The organism is Bradyrhizobium sp. IC3123 (assembly GCF_020193625.1).
In the GTDB taxonomy this organism is placed as follows: domain Bacteria; phylum Pseudomonadota; class Alphaproteobacteria; order Rhizobiales; family Xanthobacteraceae; genus Bradyrhizobium; species Bradyrhizobium yuanmingense.
In genome coordinates, this window is the sequence record NZ_JADYVF010000003.1 from 647,524 (window position 1) to 663,227 (window position 15,704).

The 15,704-nt window shown below is 65.5% G+C and carries 10 protein-coding genes; 6 read left to right on the forward strand and 4 right to left on the reverse strand.

Going from position 1 to position 15,704, the window contains the following annotated elements:
• The first annotated feature begins 61 nt into the window (after positions 1-61).
• The gene (locus I6F20_RS13145) at positions 62-814 is read left to right on the forward strand and encodes a sulfite exporter TauE/SafE family protein (RefSeq protein WP_225126468.1); all 753 of its coding nucleotides are present in this window, start codon (positions 62-64) and stop codon (positions 812-814) included.
• Between the two features lie 5 nt (positions 815-819).
• On the opposite strand, the gene I6F20_RS13150 is transcribed toward I6F20_RS13145, so the two are convergent.
• Both I6F20_RS13150 and I6F20_RS13155 read right to left on the reverse strand, forming a co-directional pair.
• The gene (locus I6F20_RS13150; RefSeq protein WP_225126470.1) at positions 820-1,230 is read right to left on the reverse strand and encodes a GFA family protein; all 411 of its coding nucleotides are present in this window, start codon (positions 1,228-1,230) and stop codon (positions 820-822) included.
• A 54-nt stretch (positions 1,231-1,284) separates the two neighbouring features.
• Positions 1,285-1,917 carry a LysE family translocator gene (locus tag I6F20_RS13155; protein ID WP_036021402.1) on the reverse strand — a complete coding sequence of 211 codons (633 nt, stop codon included), beginning with the start codon at positions 1,915-1,917 and terminating at the stop codon, positions 1,285-1,287.
• Positions 1,918-2,138: 221 nt separating this feature from the next.
• On the opposite strand from I6F20_RS13155, the gene I6F20_RS13160 reads away from it, so the two are divergent.
• Together I6F20_RS13160 and I6F20_RS13165 are read left to right on the forward strand one after the other, a co-directional pair.
• Positions 2,139-3,935, forward strand: a complete 1,797-nt coding sequence (locus I6F20_RS13160) for an adenylate/guanylate cyclase domain-containing protein (RefSeq protein WP_225111637.1) — start codon at positions 2,139-2,141, stop codon at positions 3,933-3,935.
• A 185-nt stretch (positions 3,936-4,120) separates the two neighbouring features.
• Complete coding sequence (locus tag I6F20_RS13165) at positions 4,121-6,886, forward strand: di-heme-cytochrome C peroxidase (RefSeq protein WP_225126472.1); 2,766 nt, start codon at positions 4,121-4,123, stop codon at positions 6,884-6,886.
• Between the two features lie 161 nt (positions 6,887-7,047).
• Here I6F20_RS13165 and I6F20_RS13170 read toward each other — a convergent pair whose 3' ends face one another.
• Positions 7,048-7,995, reverse strand: a complete 948-nt coding sequence (locus tag I6F20_RS13170) for an alpha/beta fold hydrolase (RefSeq protein ID WP_057028207.1) — start codon at positions 7,993-7,995, stop codon at positions 7,048-7,050.
• 216 nt (positions 7,996-8,211) lie between these two features.
• Here I6F20_RS13170 and I6F20_RS13175 point away from each other — a divergent pair, with 216 nt between their 5' ends.
• Positions 8,212-8,676, forward strand: coding sequence for an Hsp20 family protein (locus I6F20_RS13175; protein ID WP_035997846.1), 465 nt, complete (start codon positions 8,212-8,214; stop codon positions 8,674-8,676).
• A 155-nt stretch (positions 8,677-8,831) separates the two neighbouring features.
• Positions 8,832-9,602: an alpha/beta fold hydrolase gene (locus I6F20_RS13180; protein WP_225126474.1), complete on the forward strand. Its 771-nt coding sequence runs from the start codon at positions 8,832-8,834 to the stop codon at positions 9,600-9,602.
• 59 nt (positions 9,603-9,661) lie between these two features.
• Here the strand turns inward: I6F20_RS13180 and I6F20_RS13185 are convergent, their stop codons facing one another.
• Positions 9,662-10,408 carry a hypothetical protein gene (locus I6F20_RS13185; RefSeq protein ID WP_225126476.1) on the reverse strand — a complete coding sequence of 249 codons (747 nt, stop codon included), beginning with the start codon at positions 10,406-10,408 and terminating at the stop codon, positions 9,662-9,664.
• Between the two features lie 491 nt (positions 10,409-10,899).
• On the opposite strand from I6F20_RS13185, the gene gltB reads away from it, so the two are divergent.
• Positions 10,900-15,645 (forward strand): glutamate synthase large subunit, encoded by a 4,746-nt coding sequence (gene gltB / locus I6F20_RS13190; RefSeq protein WP_225126478.1) that lies wholly within the window; start codon positions 10,900-10,902, stop codon positions 15,643-15,645.
• The last annotated feature ends 59 nt before the right edge of the window (positions 15,646-15,704 follow it).

Consider the following 15,704-nt stretch of genomic DNA (forward strand, 5'->3'; position numbering starts at 1 on the left):
CGAAGGCTCTCTCCGTAACCTCCAGATTGTGCGCCGGCGCGGCTTCGGTCAATGTGCTGGCATGATCGACCCGCTGCTCATCCTCATCGCCGCCGTGTTCCTGCTCGCCGGATTCGTCAAGGGCGTGGTCGGGCTCGGCCTGCCGACGGTGTCGATGGGGCTGCTTGCGGTGAGCATGGCGCCGAGCCGCGCCATCGCGATCGTGATCGTGCCGGCCATCGTCACCAACATCTGGCAGACCTTCGTCGGCCCTCATCTGCGCGACATCCTGAAGCGGCTGTGGCCGCTGATGATCGGCACCGTGGTCGGCTGCTGGCTCAATGCCGGCGCGCTGACCGGGCCGCATGCGCGCTACGGCACGATCGTGCTCGGCGCCCTGCTGGTCGTCTACGCCGTGATCGGCCTGAACAAGTTCCAGTTCCGCGTCGCGCCCGAGAACGAGAAATGGGTCGGCGGCGTGGTCGGCGTCATCACCGGCGTGATCTCGGCCTCGACCGGCGTGCAGGTGATCCCGTCGATGCCGTTCATGCAGGCGATCGGCATGGAGAAGGACGAGCTGGTGCAGGCACTCGGGGTGTTTTTCACCACCGCGACGCTGGCGCTCGCCTTCAACCTGACCGCGGTCGGATTGCTGACGCCGGCCAATGCCGTGCCGGGCGCGATCGGACTCGCCATGGCCTTTGCCGGCATGTTCATCGGCCAATCGGTGCGGGCGCGGATGCCGGCGGAGGCGTTTCGCCGCTGGTTCCTGATCGCGATGATCCTGCTCGGCCTTTACCTCGCCGGCAGCGCGCTGGCGAAAGAATTCGCTTAAGCGCCTTACGATTTCGGCCCGTAGCCCGGCACCCATTTTTCGTGCTGGGGCAGGTCGTCCTGGATTGTCCACCACGACGCGCGCGACGAGGTGAAAACGTGGAGGCGAGGCCGGACTTCCGGGTCGTCATCGAGCAGGCCAGCGGGAATGCTGACGGTCGGGAGATAGCTCGCCTTGCCCGGCGTCGGGCAGCCGCAGGTCCTGCAACGATAGCGGATACTGCCCGGCGAGGATTCGTAAGATGCCGTCATGTCCTCGCCCGCCACGAAGCGAAATCTGTCGGCATCGACATGCGCGTAGGTGGCGAAGGCCGCGCCGCTCAGCTTGCGGCAATTGACGCAATGGCAGTGCGTCAGCGCGCGCACCTTCTCGATCTCGAACCGCACGGCGCCACACAGACAGCTTCCACGGATCATCGAAACCTCCCGAGCGCAGCCTCGATCGGACCGCTTCTCATTCACTAGAAGGAGCTACCGTGTCTCCAGCATGGCGACGCGGATGCCGAGATAGATGAAGAGGCCGCCGAGCGCGCGGTTGACCCAGGCGATCGCGCCCTCGGACTTGCGCAGCCGGTAGGCGGCTCTGGCGGCGAACGCCGCCAGCACCAGGCACCACAGTGTCCCCGTAAAGATGAAGATCAGGCCGAGCGTCAGGAAGGCGAGCGGCTTGTGCGGGGCATCGGCTGCGACGAATTGCGGCAGAAAGGCGAGGAAGAACAGCGCGACCTTGGGATTGAGCGCGTTGGTGAAGACACCCTGGAGGAAGACCCGCTGCAATGAGCTCCGCGCCGGCTCGTCGATGCTTGCAGCCAGCGCCGGGCGCGACCACAGCATCTGGAGACCGGTCACGACCAGATAGGCTGCGCCGACCAGCTTCAGGATCGAAAAGGCCGTGGACGAGGCCATCAGCAGAGCCGAAAGCCCGATCGCCGCGCCCGCGACATGGACGAAGCAGCCGCAACTGATGCCCAGGGCGGCAGCGGCGCCGCCCCGCCAGCCCATCTGCATGCTGCGGCCGATCACATAGACCGAATCCGGCCCCGGCGTGATGTTGAGCACCACGCCCGAGAGGATGAAAAGCCCGATCTCGTGAATGCCCAGCATGAAGGTCCTCCGCTGCCGTCCTGGCGGTCCTGGTTCCGCTTAGTCGGTTCGCCCGTTCCCGTCCACCGCCGGGATTGCGCAGGATTTACCTCGAATTTGCAATGCGGATCATGCTTCCGCTGCGGCGCATCTGCTCTATAAAGGTGGGGTTCTTGAAATGCGGGATTCGCGGCAAACGCCACGCTGTGGCCGGTCATCTGGTCCCTTGGAGCTTTGAGGATATGGAAAGACGTCTGGCCGCCATCGTCTGCGCCGATGTCGCCGGCTATTCGCGCATGATGGGCAGCGACGAGGCCGGCACCCATGCCGCCTTCAAGGCCCATCGCGCCGCGATCCATCCCATCATCCTCAATCACGGCGGCCGCGTCGTGAAGAACACCGGCGACGGCTTCCTGCTGGAATTCGCCTCGATCGTCGGCGCCGCCGAGGCGGCGATCGCGATGCAGACGCTGATGGCCGAACGCAACCGCCATCTGCCGGCCGACCGCGCCATGCAGTTCCGGCTCGGCATCCACATGGGCGACGTCATCGCCGACGAGGACGAGGTCTTCGGCGACGATGTCAACATCGCCGTCCGCCTGGAATCGGTGGCGAGCCCCGGCGGCTTCGCGATCTCGGCCAAGGCCTACCGGGAGGCGAGCAAGCATCTCACCGTGCCGCTGACCGATGCCGGCAACCATCGCTTCAAGAACATCAAGGATGCGATCGGGGTCTTTACCTGGACGCCCGAAGGGGCGCCGGCGCTTGCCCCCGAGCTCCGTGAGGCCTCGGCGCTGTCGCAGCAGTACCGCACGGCCATCGTCGGCGTGCTGCCCTTCGCCAATCTCAGCGACGCCCAGGACGAATATTTCTCCGACGGCCTCACCGAGGACCTGATCCACGCGCTGTCGCTGCAATCCTTCTACCGGGTGCTGAGCCGCAACTCGACCTTCGCCTTCAAGGGCAAGAACGTGGGCACCCGGCTGATCGCGCGCGAGATCGACGCCACCTATCTGATCCAGGGCTCGGTGCGGCGCGCCGGCGCCAAGATCCGCGTCACCGCCGAGCTGATCGCGCCGGAGACCGGCGAGCAGCTCTGGACCGGCCGCTACGACCGCGACATCGGCGATTTGTTCGCGATGCAGGACGAGATCACAACCAATTTGTCCGCCGCCATCGCCACCGAGATCGTCCGTGCCGAGGCCTCGGCGCCGGCGCGGCTCTCGACCGACGTCACCGCCTGGGACCGCTTCCTCAAGGGGCTGTCGCATTACTATCGGCAAACCAAGGAAGATCTGGCCGTCGCGGTCGACCTATTCCGCGAGGCCATCGGGCTCGATCCCAAGCTGTCGATCGCGCATGCCTATCTCGCCACGATCCAGATCCAGAGCATTCAGTTCGGCTGGGTCAAGGGCACGCGCGAGATGTGGGCCGAGGCGATGAGCCTCGCCGAAACCAGCGTCCGGCTCGATCCGCGCTCCTCCTTCGCGTTCTCGATCCTGACTTGGGCGCACGCGTTGGAGGGTCATCACGAGGCGGCAATGGACGCCGCCAAGCGCGCGGTCGCGCTCAACCCTTACGACAATGGCGCGCGCGGCGTGCTCGGCATCTGCCATTTCATGATCGGCGAGCACCGCCAGGCGATCGAGCTGTTCTCGATGGCGTCGCAGCGCGACAACAGCGACCCGCGCTATCAATGGGCGGCGCTGAACGCGTTCAGTCATTACCTTCTGCGCCAATATGACGCGACGCTGTCATGGGCGCGAGAGCAGCTCTACATCAACCCGAATCACATGCAGGCGCTGGCGATCCGCGCCGCGGCGTTGGCGCAGCTCGGGCGAAGCGACGAGGCCAGCGAAGCTGCCCGCGTGCTGATGGCAAATTATCCAACGCTGAATGTCGACAGGCACTTGCGCAACTTCCACTGGAAGCGGCCCGAGGACATCGCCCATTATCGCGAGGGGCTGCTGAAGGCCGGCGTGCCGCTCGGCAAGCTGACGCTGGTCCAGAGCGACGTCAAACGGGCCGCCGAATCCTGAACGAAGGGGGCCGCAGGCCCGACGTGGTTCCGGTGCGACCGCCTGCTCGTTGTTGACACGACAGTGAAATGGGCCACACTCGTCACACGCTGAAGTAGTATATCGTGCTGTTGGTTTGTTAGGACTTTCCGCGCTCTAACAACGCGCCTGCTTTTTCAAGATTCGCTGCTTTCAGGATTTGGGCCATGCATCACCCCGCTTCGAAGCCGCCCTTCGATCCCTCGATTCCAGTCTCGCCGAACAATCCCTGCCCGTTCCTGCGCGGCCTCGTCGGCGAAGGCTTCGTCGAGGGCGGCACCGTCCCGCTCAACACGCTGTCGCAGACCATCGCCAATGCGACCGGTGAGACGGGGCTGAAGAAGGTCTCGGCCCGCATCCAGGTCCGCGGCGTCGCGATGATCGCCAACGGCGTCAAGCACATTCTGAAGAGCATCTTTTCGGGCGCGCAGCTCGACGCGCTGCGCGGCGGCCCGCTGGACAAGCGCGGCGCCGGCTCGCGCATCCTCGGCGTCGACGGCAAGATCGACGAGGACGAGATCGCGCGGCTCGCGAGCTTCGGCCGGAACTACACCGACCCGAACACCGGCAGCAGCGAGCCCGGCCTCAACGCCGCGGAAATCAAGACCTTCATGCGTGACAACCTCGAGCGCGCCGGCAGCGCCGCTCGCTGGTACTACCCGCTGCTGATGAAGTTCGAATGGCCCATCCTTTTGAAGATCATCGGCAAGGGCAAGCAGGGCGAAGAGCGCTATCTCAGCGTGGCCGACGTGCGCACGCTGTTCGAACAGCGCCAATTCCCCGACCGCATCAATCAGCGGATCGTATCGCAGCCGCTGCTGTCGTCCTGCCAGCTCCGCTTTCGCTGGGCGGTCGCGCTCACGGCGTTCGTCATCGGCCTCGGCCTCGTCGCCCTGGTCGCGGTGGCCGAATTCCCCAACCAGGTTCGTGCCATGCTGCCGCAGAAGGGCGTGCTGGTGAATCTCCTGCCGCCGCCCCTGCCGGCGATGCCCGAAACCAAGGCTGCCTATTGGCTCGAGCAAAACTGGTCGCTCAAGGACCGACATTGGTTCCACCACGCCAGCCAGGGCACCGCGACGTTCCCGGTGCCCTATGAGTGGTTCGTGGCGCTGGAGCAGCCGCAGCTCCACCTGTTCTCCAAACCGGGCCTGATCAAGGACAGCGCCTATCTCGAACGCTTCGGCTTCATCCCGAGCCCGCAGACGATCCAGACCGACACGGCGACGCTGCGCCGCTTCGGCTACGCCAATGTCTACGAGACCACGCAAGCGTCGGACTGGTCGACGCGCTGGACGCCGGCGGAGAACGTTGACGGCCTGCCGGTCGGCTTCGCGCGCATGACCGGCGTGGTCGATCCCGCGACGAGCCGCCGCGAGGACGACATGATCGGACTGACCTGCGCCGCCTGTCATACCGGCCAGATCCATTACCAGGGCATCGACGTCCGTTTCGACGGTGGCCCGGCGATGACCGACCTGAAGAAGCTCGAGCTCGCGACCGGCCTGTCGATCGCCTACACGCTGTACGTCCCGTTCCGCTTCCAGCGTTTCGCCGATCGCGTGCTCGGCCCCGACGCCAGCAAGGCGGACCGCGCCGCGCTCAAGCAGAAGCTGAGCACGATCGGCAGCTTCCTGATCGACTGGGCCAAGACTTACGAGAAGACGATCGAAGGCAAGACGACCTGGGACGGCAAGCAGCAGCAGGACACCGAGGAAGGGTTCGGCCGGCTCGATGCCCTCAACCGCATCGGCAACCAGGTGTTTTCGCAGGACCTCGCAATGAGCGGGGTCAAGGGATTCGAGAAGAACCTGCACGCCCAGGACGCGCCGGTCAGCTATCCCGCGATCTGGACGGTGCCCTGGTTCAAATTCGCCCAGTACGACGCCTCGATCGAGCAGCCGCTGATCCGCAACGCCGGCGAAGCCCTCGGCGTGACGGCGCTGCTCAATTTGTCCGATGCCTATCCGCAGGACAGGCTGTGGCGCTCCTCGGTGAACATCAGGACGCTCGGCTGGATCGAGGACATGCTGAGAGGCCCCGATCCATTCAAGGCGGCTGATGGTCCGAAGTTCGGCGGCCTGCTCGCACCGAAATGGCCCTCGCACATCCTCGGCGATGCCTGGAAGCTGAAGCCCGATCGGGTCGAACGCGGCCGCGCCATCTACGCGGAGATGTGCTCCGGATGCCATCTGCCTGACATCAACACCCCGGCCTTCTGGTCGTCGAAGCGCTGGGAGCCGAGCGGCGACAGCAAGGTGCTGAATGCGGTGACGATCCCGCTCGACGAGATCAAGACCGATCCCGAGCAGTCCCTCGTTCTCAGCAAGCGGACCGTCGACGTGCCCGGCTTTCTGAAAGTCAACACGGCTGACCTGCAGACGTGGTGGCAGTGCGAGATCCCGACCGCGAGCAAATCGCCCAACGAGATGGTCTATGCACTCGGGCTCATGACGGTGGTCGATCTCGTCGCCCGCAAATGGATGGACGACGAGAACATCCCGGAGGCCGAACGGGCGCAAATGTGGAATATGGCGCGCAAGAACTGTCTCAATCCGGCGCCTGACCCGCGCTATCGCGCCCGGCCCTTGAACGGCATCTGGGCCACTGCGCCTTACCTGCACAACGGCTCGGTGCCTTCGCTGTACTGGTTGCTGAAGCCGCAGAACGAGCGTCCGCAAAAATTCTGCATGGGCCGCCGCGACTACGACCCCGACAGCGTCGGTTTCGCAGTCACCGCCAACGAGCGCTGCAAGACCGGTGAAACGGAGTTCTCCGCGACCGGCTCCGACGGCAAGCCGATCCAGGGCAACAGCGTGCTCGGCCATTCCTTCGAGCGCAAGGACGGTGAGTCGAAGCGCCCCGGCGTCATCGGCCGCATGTTCAAGGACGACGCCGAGCGCTACGACCTGATCGAGTATCTGAAGACGCTGTAAAGAATCTTGCTTCGTCATTGCGAGCGCAGCGAAGCAATCCAGGCTGTCGCCGCGGAGATAGCCTGGATTGCTTCGTCGCAAGAGCTCCTCGCAATGACGGAGAATGAGGACGCTCCTCGACTCCGATTCTCACCGTCCTCGTGGAGGCTCCCGATCTCTTCTCACTTGAACAGCGGCGTGCCAGGCACGAAGGCGTCGAAGGCGGCCCAGAACTGGGTGCGGTAGCGGTCCTGCTCCTGGAGGATCTCGTGCTTGGCACCGGCGATCACGAGATGGGAGCCGGCGCGCAAATGATAGGCGAATTCCTCGATCGCCGCGGTCGAGACCACGGTATCGTTGGAGGCCGCCAGCATCAGGATCGGCTGGCGGATCTGGGAGGGGTAGTTCACGCGCTTGAAGGTGTGCATCGCGCGGAAGGCGGTATCGGCCCAGGCGACCGTCGGCGAGGCTAGGCCAAGCGTCGGGTCTTCCTCCAGGATCGCGGCGTTGCGCGCATAGCGGACGGGATCGCTGGTCAAGGGATTGTTGATGAAGGGTTCGAGCCCGGTGAGGCGGTCGCTGCCGCCGGGGACGTAGCGGCCGCCCTGCCCGAGCAGGCGCATCGTCTTGAGCAGCGCACGCACGGGGAGCGAGGTGGTGCGCCCGGGCAGGTCGATCATCGGCGCAGACAGCACCATGCGGTCGAACCAGCGCTTGCCGGCATGCGCCACCCGCAGCAGCACCGTGCCGCCCATGGAATGGGCGAGCGCGAAGAAGGGTGGCGGGCAATCCGGCAGCACCACCTGCTGCACGAAGGTCTCGACGTCGATCTCGAAATCGGCGAAGTCGCGCACATAGCCCTTGCGCGGATCGCGCAGGCGGCGCGACGAATGGCCCTGCCCGCGCCAGTCGATCATCGCCACCGCAAAGCCGCGGTCGCGCAGGTCTCGCACGGTCTCGAAATATTTCTCGATCTGCTCGCTGCGCCCGGTGAAGACGCAGACCGTGCCCTTACGGTTCGCCGGCGGCGCCCAGCGCGCAAAGCGCAGCTCGACGCCATCAGGGGTCTTGATGGTGCCGCTGACGACGTTTTCGGGGACCGGATTGGCGGGAATCGAGACCAGCGTCATTGGGCGTGCTTGGGCGGGAAGTGCTGCAAATCAAGGGGCCAAAGCGCCGAAAAGGCGCCTGTCCCGCCCTCTTGAACGCCGTCTCGTTCCACCCATATCACCTTCGTGCAGGCCGCTACCAGTGTTTCGGAACCGGAACATCAGGCTGCACACAGACTAAAGCCCGGCCCGATTGGCGGGCGGGTTACCAACAGTCGCTCAATGGAGGACTTGACCATGCGTAGCTACGATCTCACTCCGTTCTATCGTTCCACCGTCGGCTTCGACCGTCTCTTCAACCTGCTCGACCAGGCCAGCTCGGACGGCAGCCCCGGTTATCCCCCCTACAACATCGAGCGCACCGGCGAGAATGCCTACCGCATCACCGTTGCGGTTTCGGGCTTTGCCAAGGATGAGCTCTCCATCGTCGCGAAGGAAAACACGCTGACGATCAAGGGCGAGAAGGTCGCGAACGAGAACTCGAAATCCGAAGTGCTCTACCGCGGCATCGCCGCGCGTGCCTTCGAGCGCGCCTTCCAGCTTGCCGACTTCGTGCAGGTGAAGGACGCCTCGCTCGAGAACGGGCTGCTTCATGTCGACCTCGTCCGCGAGATTCCCGAGGCCAAGAAGCCGCGCCAGATCGCGATCAACGCCGGCGCCAAGGCGCAGGTGATCGAGAACTCCGCCGCGCAGGCCGCCTGAGCCAGCGACCAAACCCGGCGACTTCCAGGTTGCGAAAACGCCCCGGTGCCCCGGGGCGTTTTTTTCGTTGCAATGCATCACAGAGCAGTGATGGCGTAACACCGTCGCCTCGCTCTCCGTCCTTTGGGCATCGAACCAAAAACACGGAGAAGATCATGTCACTCTGGCGCAGCCTTTTCGTCGCCGCGAGCCTTTTGGCCGCTCCCCTCAACCTCGCTCATGCCCAGACACCGCAGACGGTCAAGGCGAAGAACGTCGTGCTGGTGCACGGCGCCTGGGCCGACGGCTCGAGCTGGTCGGAGGTGATCCCGATCCTGCAGGCTGCAGGCCTGCATGTGACCGCCGTGCAGAATCCGCTGTCCTCGCTCAGCGACTCCGTCGAGGCGACCAAGCGGGCGCTGGCCGAGCAGGACGGGCCGACGGTGCTGGTCGCGCATTCCTGGGGCGGCACCGTGATCAGCCAGGTCGGCACCGACCCGAAGGTCACCGGCCTCGTCTACGTCGCCGCACGCGCGCCCGATGCGAACGAGGATTTCGTGGCGCTGTCGAAGCAGTTTCCGGCCGGGCCGGCGCGCGCCGGCATCGTCGAGCGCGACGGCTACACCAAGCTCTCGGAAGAGGCCTTCCTGAAGTACTTCGCCAACGGCGTGAAGCCGGCGCAGGCCAAGGAGCTCTACGCCGTGCAATGGCCGACGGCGGCCTCGATCTTCGCCGGCCGCACCACGGAGGCGGCCTGGCGCTCCAAGCCGAGCTGGTACGCGGTGTCGAAGAACGACTACACCATCAACCCCGATTTCGAGCGCTTCCTCGCCAAGCGCATGAACGCCACCACGATCGAGCTCGATGCCGGCCACCTCTCGCTGGTGTCGCATCCGAAGGAGGTGGCGAATTTGATCCTCGAGGCGGCGGGGTATCCGCGGAGCTGACACGCACATTGACGCGAGAGCGCCCGAGAATTTCTCGGGCGCTTTCCGTTTGCTGAGGCCTAATCCAGGCCCTGCGCGGCCGGCATGTCCTGCGTCGGCAGAATCGTCGGTGCAGGCTTTGCCTGACCGACGGTCGGCGCAGCGGCCTCGGCCGGCTTGGCTTGCACAACGGCCGCCTGCTGCGGGGCTTGCGCCTGTACTGCCTGAGCCTGCTGCGCTACGGGCTCGGCCGGCTTCGCGGCGACCGGCGTCTCGGCGCGTCGCGGGGCGGCCTTCGGCAGCGGCACGGCGCGGCTTGCCACATGCGGGATCGACGCCGGCGGGCGCGGCGGGCCGCTGCGGATCACGGTCGGCGGCGGCAGCGCGGTTTGCGGCCCGTAGGGCGCGACGGCGCGTTCGTCATAGGCGGGTGCCATGCCATAGGCGTCGGAGGCGGGCATGAAGCGGATGATCCGCCCGTCGCGCGCGTCGATCACCAGCCGGCCATCGTCGCCGTTTCTGTCGATCACCGCGATGGTGTAGACGCTGCCGCGCAGGCGCGGAATGCCGAGGGGCGAGAAGCCGTTCTCGCGCAGCACGGCGTAAACCTCGGTCGGCGGCAACAAGGCTAGCGCAGGGCCGCGCTCCTCGTAGCCATAACCGTAGCGCGGCGGCGGGGCGGCTTCCGGCGGCGCATAGGGCCCGTCGAAATCCGAGACCGCGATGACGGCCCCTCTGGCGATACCGCTCGCGGGAACCTGGGCCTGCCCCGCACTGGCACCCAGCGCCAGCACGGCGGCGGCCACACATCCTGTGAAAAACTTCATGATCCAGACGCTCCTGTCAGGCCCTCCGGTGGCCGCCCTCTTTCGCTTCTCGCGGCGTGGCGCGCCTTCCGAAGGGTTGATCCGAAGCTTCATTTGGGATTTCGGCGCCGCCGGGGCCGGATCAGGGCGTGTTTGCCTCAAAACCGGGGCTGCGCAACTTTTGGAAAGCGATCGATTGACTTCTGCGGAATCGGGACTTCCGCGCGCTTGTGTGCTAGACAAAAATTTGGCAAGGTGATGGTTAGGACAGGAAGACTGTCTCAATTTTGCCTGCGGTTCCGGCATAGGGATTGCAGCGAGAACTGGTGCTCTCGAGCGCCGGCAAGGTACCAGGCAAAGCCGTTCTCGGGGACGAAGAACGCCTAGGCCTGAATTTAAGAAAATGCGGCTCGCAGAGGACGAGCGGTGGCCCAGGAGCGGGTGCCGCGGGACGCCCAAGGTGCGCCGAAGATGGCGGTGAGGCAGCTTGCCGCATGGAGAGGACAGGAACAATGAACGGGTCGCAATTCGAGCGCGCAAACATCGTGGCAGAAGAGCTGTCGGCGACGGTCGCCTCGAAAACGACCGATCCGATCACCTCACCGATTCAAGAGCACAATTCGCGCCCCAAAGCCGAAGGCCTGTACGATCCGAGCCTGGAGAAGGACTCTTGCGGCGTCGGCTTCATCGCCAACATCAAGGGCAAGAAGTCGCACGAGATCGTCTCGGACGCGCTGAGCATCCTCTGCAACCTCGAGCATCGCGGCGCCGTCGGCGCCGACCCGCGCGCGGGTGACGGCGCCGGCATTCTGGTGCAGATCCCGCACGCCTTCTTCAGCCGTAAGGCCTCCGAACTCGGCTTCAAGTTGCCGGCGCCCGGCGAATACGCCATCGGCGCGTTGTTCATGCCGCGCGACACCGCCTGGCGCAACGTCATCAAGAGCATCGTCGCCGACCAGATCAAGGAAGAGGGCCTGACCCTGCTCGGCTGGCGCGACGTGCCGACCGACAATTCCTCGCTGGGCGTCACCGTGAAGCCGACCGAGCCCGCCTGCATGCAGGTGTTCATCGGCCGCAACGGCACCGCCAAGACCGAGGACGAGTTCGAGCGCCGGCTCTACATCCTGCGCAAGTCGATCTCGCAGGCGATCTACCAACGCCGCGACCGCGGCCTCGCCGGCTATTACCCGTGCTCGATGTCCTGCCGCACCGTGATCTACAAGGGCATGTTCCTCGCCGACCAGCTCGGCAAGTACTATCCCGATCTGCACGAGAAGGACTTCGAGAGCGCGCTGGCGCTCGTGCATCAGCGCTTCTCGACCAACACCTTCCCGGCCTGGTCGCTGGCGCATCCCTACCGCATGATCGCGCACAACGGCGAGATCAACACGCTGCGCGGCAACGTCAACTGGATGGCGGCACGCCAGGCCTCGGTCAGCTCCGAGCTCTACGGCAAGGACATCAACCGGCTCTGGCCGATCTCCTATGAGGGACAGTCGGACACCGCCTGCTTCGACAACGCGCTCGAATTCCTGGTGCAGGGCGGCTACTCGCTGCCGCACGCCGTGATGATGATGATTCCGGAGGCGTGGGCCGGCAATCCGTTGATGGATGAGAAGCGCCGCGCCTTCTACGAATATCATGCCGCGCTGATGGAGCCGTGGGACGGCCCCGCGGCGATCGCCTTCACCGACGGCCGCCAGATCGGCGCCACGCTCGACCGCAACGGCCTCCGTCCCGCGCGCTATCTCGTCACCAAGGACGATCGCATCGTCATGGCGTCCGAGATGGGCGTGCTGACGATCCCAGAGGACCAGATCATCACCAAGTGGCGGCTGCAGCCGGGCAAGATGCTGCTGGTCGACCTCGAGCAAGGCCGCCTAATCCCGGACGACGAGATCAAGGCTTCGCTCGCCGCCAGCCATCCCTACAAGGAGTGGCTGGAGCGGACCCAGATCGTGCTGGAAGACCTGCCGAAGGTGCCGACCACCGGCGTGCGCTCAAACCTGTCGCTGCTCGACCGCCAGCAGGCGTTCGGCTACAGCCAGGAAGACATCACCCTCCTGATGACGCCGATGGCGGCCACGGGCGAGGAAGCCGCGGGCTCGATGGGCAACGACACGCCGATCTCGGCGCTGTCGGACAAGGCCAAGCCGCTGTTCACCTACTTCAAGCAGAACTTCGCGCAGGTCACCAACCCGCCGATCGACCCGATCCGCGAAGAGCTGGTGATGAGCCTCGTCTCTATCATCGGGCCGCGGCCGAACCTGTTCGACCTGCAGGGCATGGCCACGACCAAGCGCCTCGAAGTGCGCCAGCCGATCCTGACCGACGCGGACCTGGAAAAGATCCGCTCGATCTCGGAGGTGGCGGAGTCGCACTTCAAGTCGCGCACGCTGGACACCACCTTCCACGCCGGTCTCGGCGCGGCGGGCATGGACCAGGTGCTCGACGAGCTCTGCGCGCGCGCCGAAAGCGCGGTGCGCGAGGGCGTCAACATCATCATCCTGTCCGACCGCATGGTCGGCACCGACCGCGTGCCGATCCCATCGCTGCTCGCCTGCGCCGCCGTGCATCATCACCTGATCCGCACCGGCCTGCGCACCTCGGTCGGCCTCGTCGTCGAATCCGGCGAGCCGCGCGAAGTGCATCACTTCGCCTGCCTTGCCGGCTACGGCGCCGAAGCGATCAATCCGTACCTCGCGTTCGAGACCATCACCGCGATGAAGGACCGCCTGCCCGGCTCGCTCGACGACTATGAGATCGTCAAGCGCTACATCAAGTCGATCGGCAAGGGCCTGCTCAAGGTGATGTCCAAGATGGGCATCTCGACCTACCAGTCCTATTGCGGCGCGCAGATCTTCGACGCGGTCGGCCTCAAGGCCGACTTCGTCGCCAAGTTCTTCGCCGGCACGCACACCCGCGTCGAGGGCGTCGGCCTTGGGGAGATCGCCGAGGAAGCCGTGCGCCGCCATGCCGACGCGTTCGGCGAGGCGCAGGTCTACAAGACCGCGCTCGATGTCGGCGGCGAATATGCCTATCGCAGCCGCGGCGAGGACCATGCGTGGACCGCGGAGTCTGTGTCGCTGCTGCAGCACGCCGCGCGCGGCAATTCGCAGGAGCGCTACCGCGCCTTCGCCAAGATCCTCAACGAGCAGTCGGAGCGCCTGTTGACGCTGCGCGGCCTGTTCCGGATCAAGAACGCGGAGGAAGAAAAGCGCAAGCCGATCCCGCTCGACCAGGTCGAGCCGGCCAAGGAGATCGTCAAGCGTTTCGCCACCGGTGCGATGAGCTTCGGCTCGATCTCGCGCGAGGCGCACACCACGCTCGCGATCGCCATGAACCGGATCGGCGGCAAGTCGAACACCGGCGAAGGCGGCGAGGAAGCCGACCGCTTCAAGCCGATGCCGAACGGCGATTCCATGCGTTCGGCGATCAAGCAGGTCGCCTCGGGCCGCTTCGGCGTCACGACGGAGTATCTCGTCAACTCCGACATGATGCAGATCAAGATGGCGCAGGGTGCCAAGCCCGGCGAAGGTGGCCAGCTGCCCGGCCACAAGGTCGACGCGACCATCGCAAGAGTCCGGCACTCGACGCCGGGCGTCGGCCTGATCTCGCCGCCGCCGCACCACGACATCTACTCGATCGAGGACCTGGCGCAGCTCATCTACGACCTCAAGAACGTCAACCCGACGGGTGACGTCTCGGTCAAGCTCGTCTCGGAGATCGGCGTCGGCACTGTGGCCGCAGGCGTTGCCAAGGCGCGTGCCGACCATGTCACCATCGCGGGCTTCGAGGGCGGCACGGGTGCTTCGCCGCTGACCTCGATCAAGCATGCGGGATCGCCGTGGGAAATCGGGCTCGCCGAAACCCACCAGACCCTGGTGCGCGAGCGGCTGCGCAGCCGCATCGTGGTCCAGGTCGACGGCGGCTTCCGCACCGGCCGGGACGTCGTGATCGGCGCGCTGCTGGGCGCCGACGAGTTCGGCTTCGCCACCGCGCCGCTGATTGCGGCCGGCTGCATCATGATGCGCAAGTGCCATCTCAACACCTGCCCGGTCGGCGTCGCGACCCAGGACCCTGTCCTGCGCAAGCGCTTCACCGGCCAGCCCGAGCACGTGATCAACTACTTCTTCTTCGTCGCCGAGGAAGTCCGCGAGATCATGGCTTCGCTCGGCTTCCGCACCTTCAACGAGATGGTCGGCCAGGTGCAGCTGCTCGACCAGACCAAGCTGGTCGCGCATTGGAAGGCCAAGGGGCTCGACTTCTCCAAGCTCTTCGTCAAGCAGAAGGAAGAGAAGGGCCAGAAGATCTATCACTCCGAGCGCCAGAACCATCATCTGGAGGCGGTGCTCGACCGCACGCTGATCGAGAAGGCGCAGGCAGCGCTCGATCGCGGCGCGCCGGTGAAGATCGAGGCCGCCATCAACAGCACCAACCGCTCCGCAGGCGCGATGCTGTCCGGCGCGGTGGCCAAGATCTACGGCCATGCCGGCCTGCCGCACGACACCATCCATGTCAGCCTCACGGGCACCGCGGGCCAGGCCTTCGGCGCCTGGCTCGCCCACGGCGTCACCTTCGAGCTCGAAGGTGAAGGTAACGACTATGTCGGCAAGGGCCTCTCGGGCGGCAAGATCATCGTCAAGCCGCCGAGGAACTCGGCCATCGTGCCGGAAGAGAGCATCATCGTCGGCAACACCGTGATGTACGGCGCGATCGAGGGCGAGTGCTACTTCCGTGGCATCGCCGGCGAGCGTTTTGCCGTGCGTAACTCGGGCGCGGTCGCCGTGGTCGAGGGCGCGGGCGATCATTGCTGCGAATACATGACCGGCGGCATCGTGGTCGTGCTCGGCAAGACCGGGCGCAACTTCGCGGCCGGCATGTCCGGCGGTATCGCCTACGTGCTCGACGAGGCCGGCGACTTCGACAAGCTGTGCAACCTCAGCATGGTCGAGCTCGAGCCGGTGCTGTCGGAGGAGCTGATCAACGCCGGCACCTATCACCATGCCGGCGACCTCGAGGCGCATGGCCGGGTCGACGTGTTCAGGAACCTGCTCGCCTCCGACGTCGAGCGGCTGCACGTCCTGATCTCGCGCCACGCCAAAGCCACCGGCTCCAAGCGCGCCGCCGACATCCTTGCCAATTGGAAGGACTGGCTGCCCAAATTCCGCAAGGTGATGCCGGTCGAGTACCGGCGCGCGCTGCGCGAGATGGCGGCCAACGCGGACGCCGAGCCGAAAATCGCGATCGGGGCGTAAGGCATTACACCTCGTCATTGCGAGCGAAGCGAAGCAATCCAGAATCTCTCCGCGGAAAA

Coding starts and splice junctions, on each gene's coding strand:
- I6F20_RS13145 (WP_225126468.1), top strand. CDS start 62: ATGATCGACCCGCTGCTCATCCTCATCGCCGCCGTGTTCCTGCTCGCC.
- I6F20_RS13150 (WP_225126470.1), bottom strand. CDS start 1,230: ATGATCCGTGGAAGCTGTCTGTGTGGCGCCGTGCGGTTCGAGATCGAG.
- I6F20_RS13155 (WP_036021402.1), bottom strand. CDS start 1,917: ATGCTGGGCATTCACGAGATCGGGCTTTTCATCCTCTCGGGCGTGGTG.
- I6F20_RS13160 (WP_225111637.1), top strand. CDS start 2,139: ATGGAAAGACGTCTGGCCGCCATCGTCTGCGCCGATGTCGCCGGCTAT.
- I6F20_RS13165 (WP_225126472.1), top strand. CDS start 4,121: ATGCATCACCCCGCTTCGAAGCCGCCCTTCGATCCCTCGATTCCAGTC.
- I6F20_RS13170 (WP_057028207.1), bottom strand. CDS start 7,995: ATGACGCTGGTCTCGATTCCCGCCAATCCGGTCCCCGAAAACGTCGTC.
- I6F20_RS13175 (WP_035997846.1), top strand. CDS start 8,212: ATGCGTAGCTACGATCTCACTCCGTTCTATCGTTCCACCGTCGGCTTC.
- I6F20_RS13180 (WP_225126474.1), top strand. CDS start 8,832: ATGTCACTCTGGCGCAGCCTTTTCGTCGCCGCGAGCCTTTTGGCCGCT.
- I6F20_RS13185 (WP_225126476.1), bottom strand. CDS start 10,408: ATGAAGTTTTTCACAGGATGTGTGGCCGCCGCCGTGCTGGCGCTGGGT.
- gltB (WP_225126478.1), top strand. CDS start 10,900: ATGAACGGGTCGCAATTCGAGCGCGCAAACATCGTGGCAGAAGAGCTG.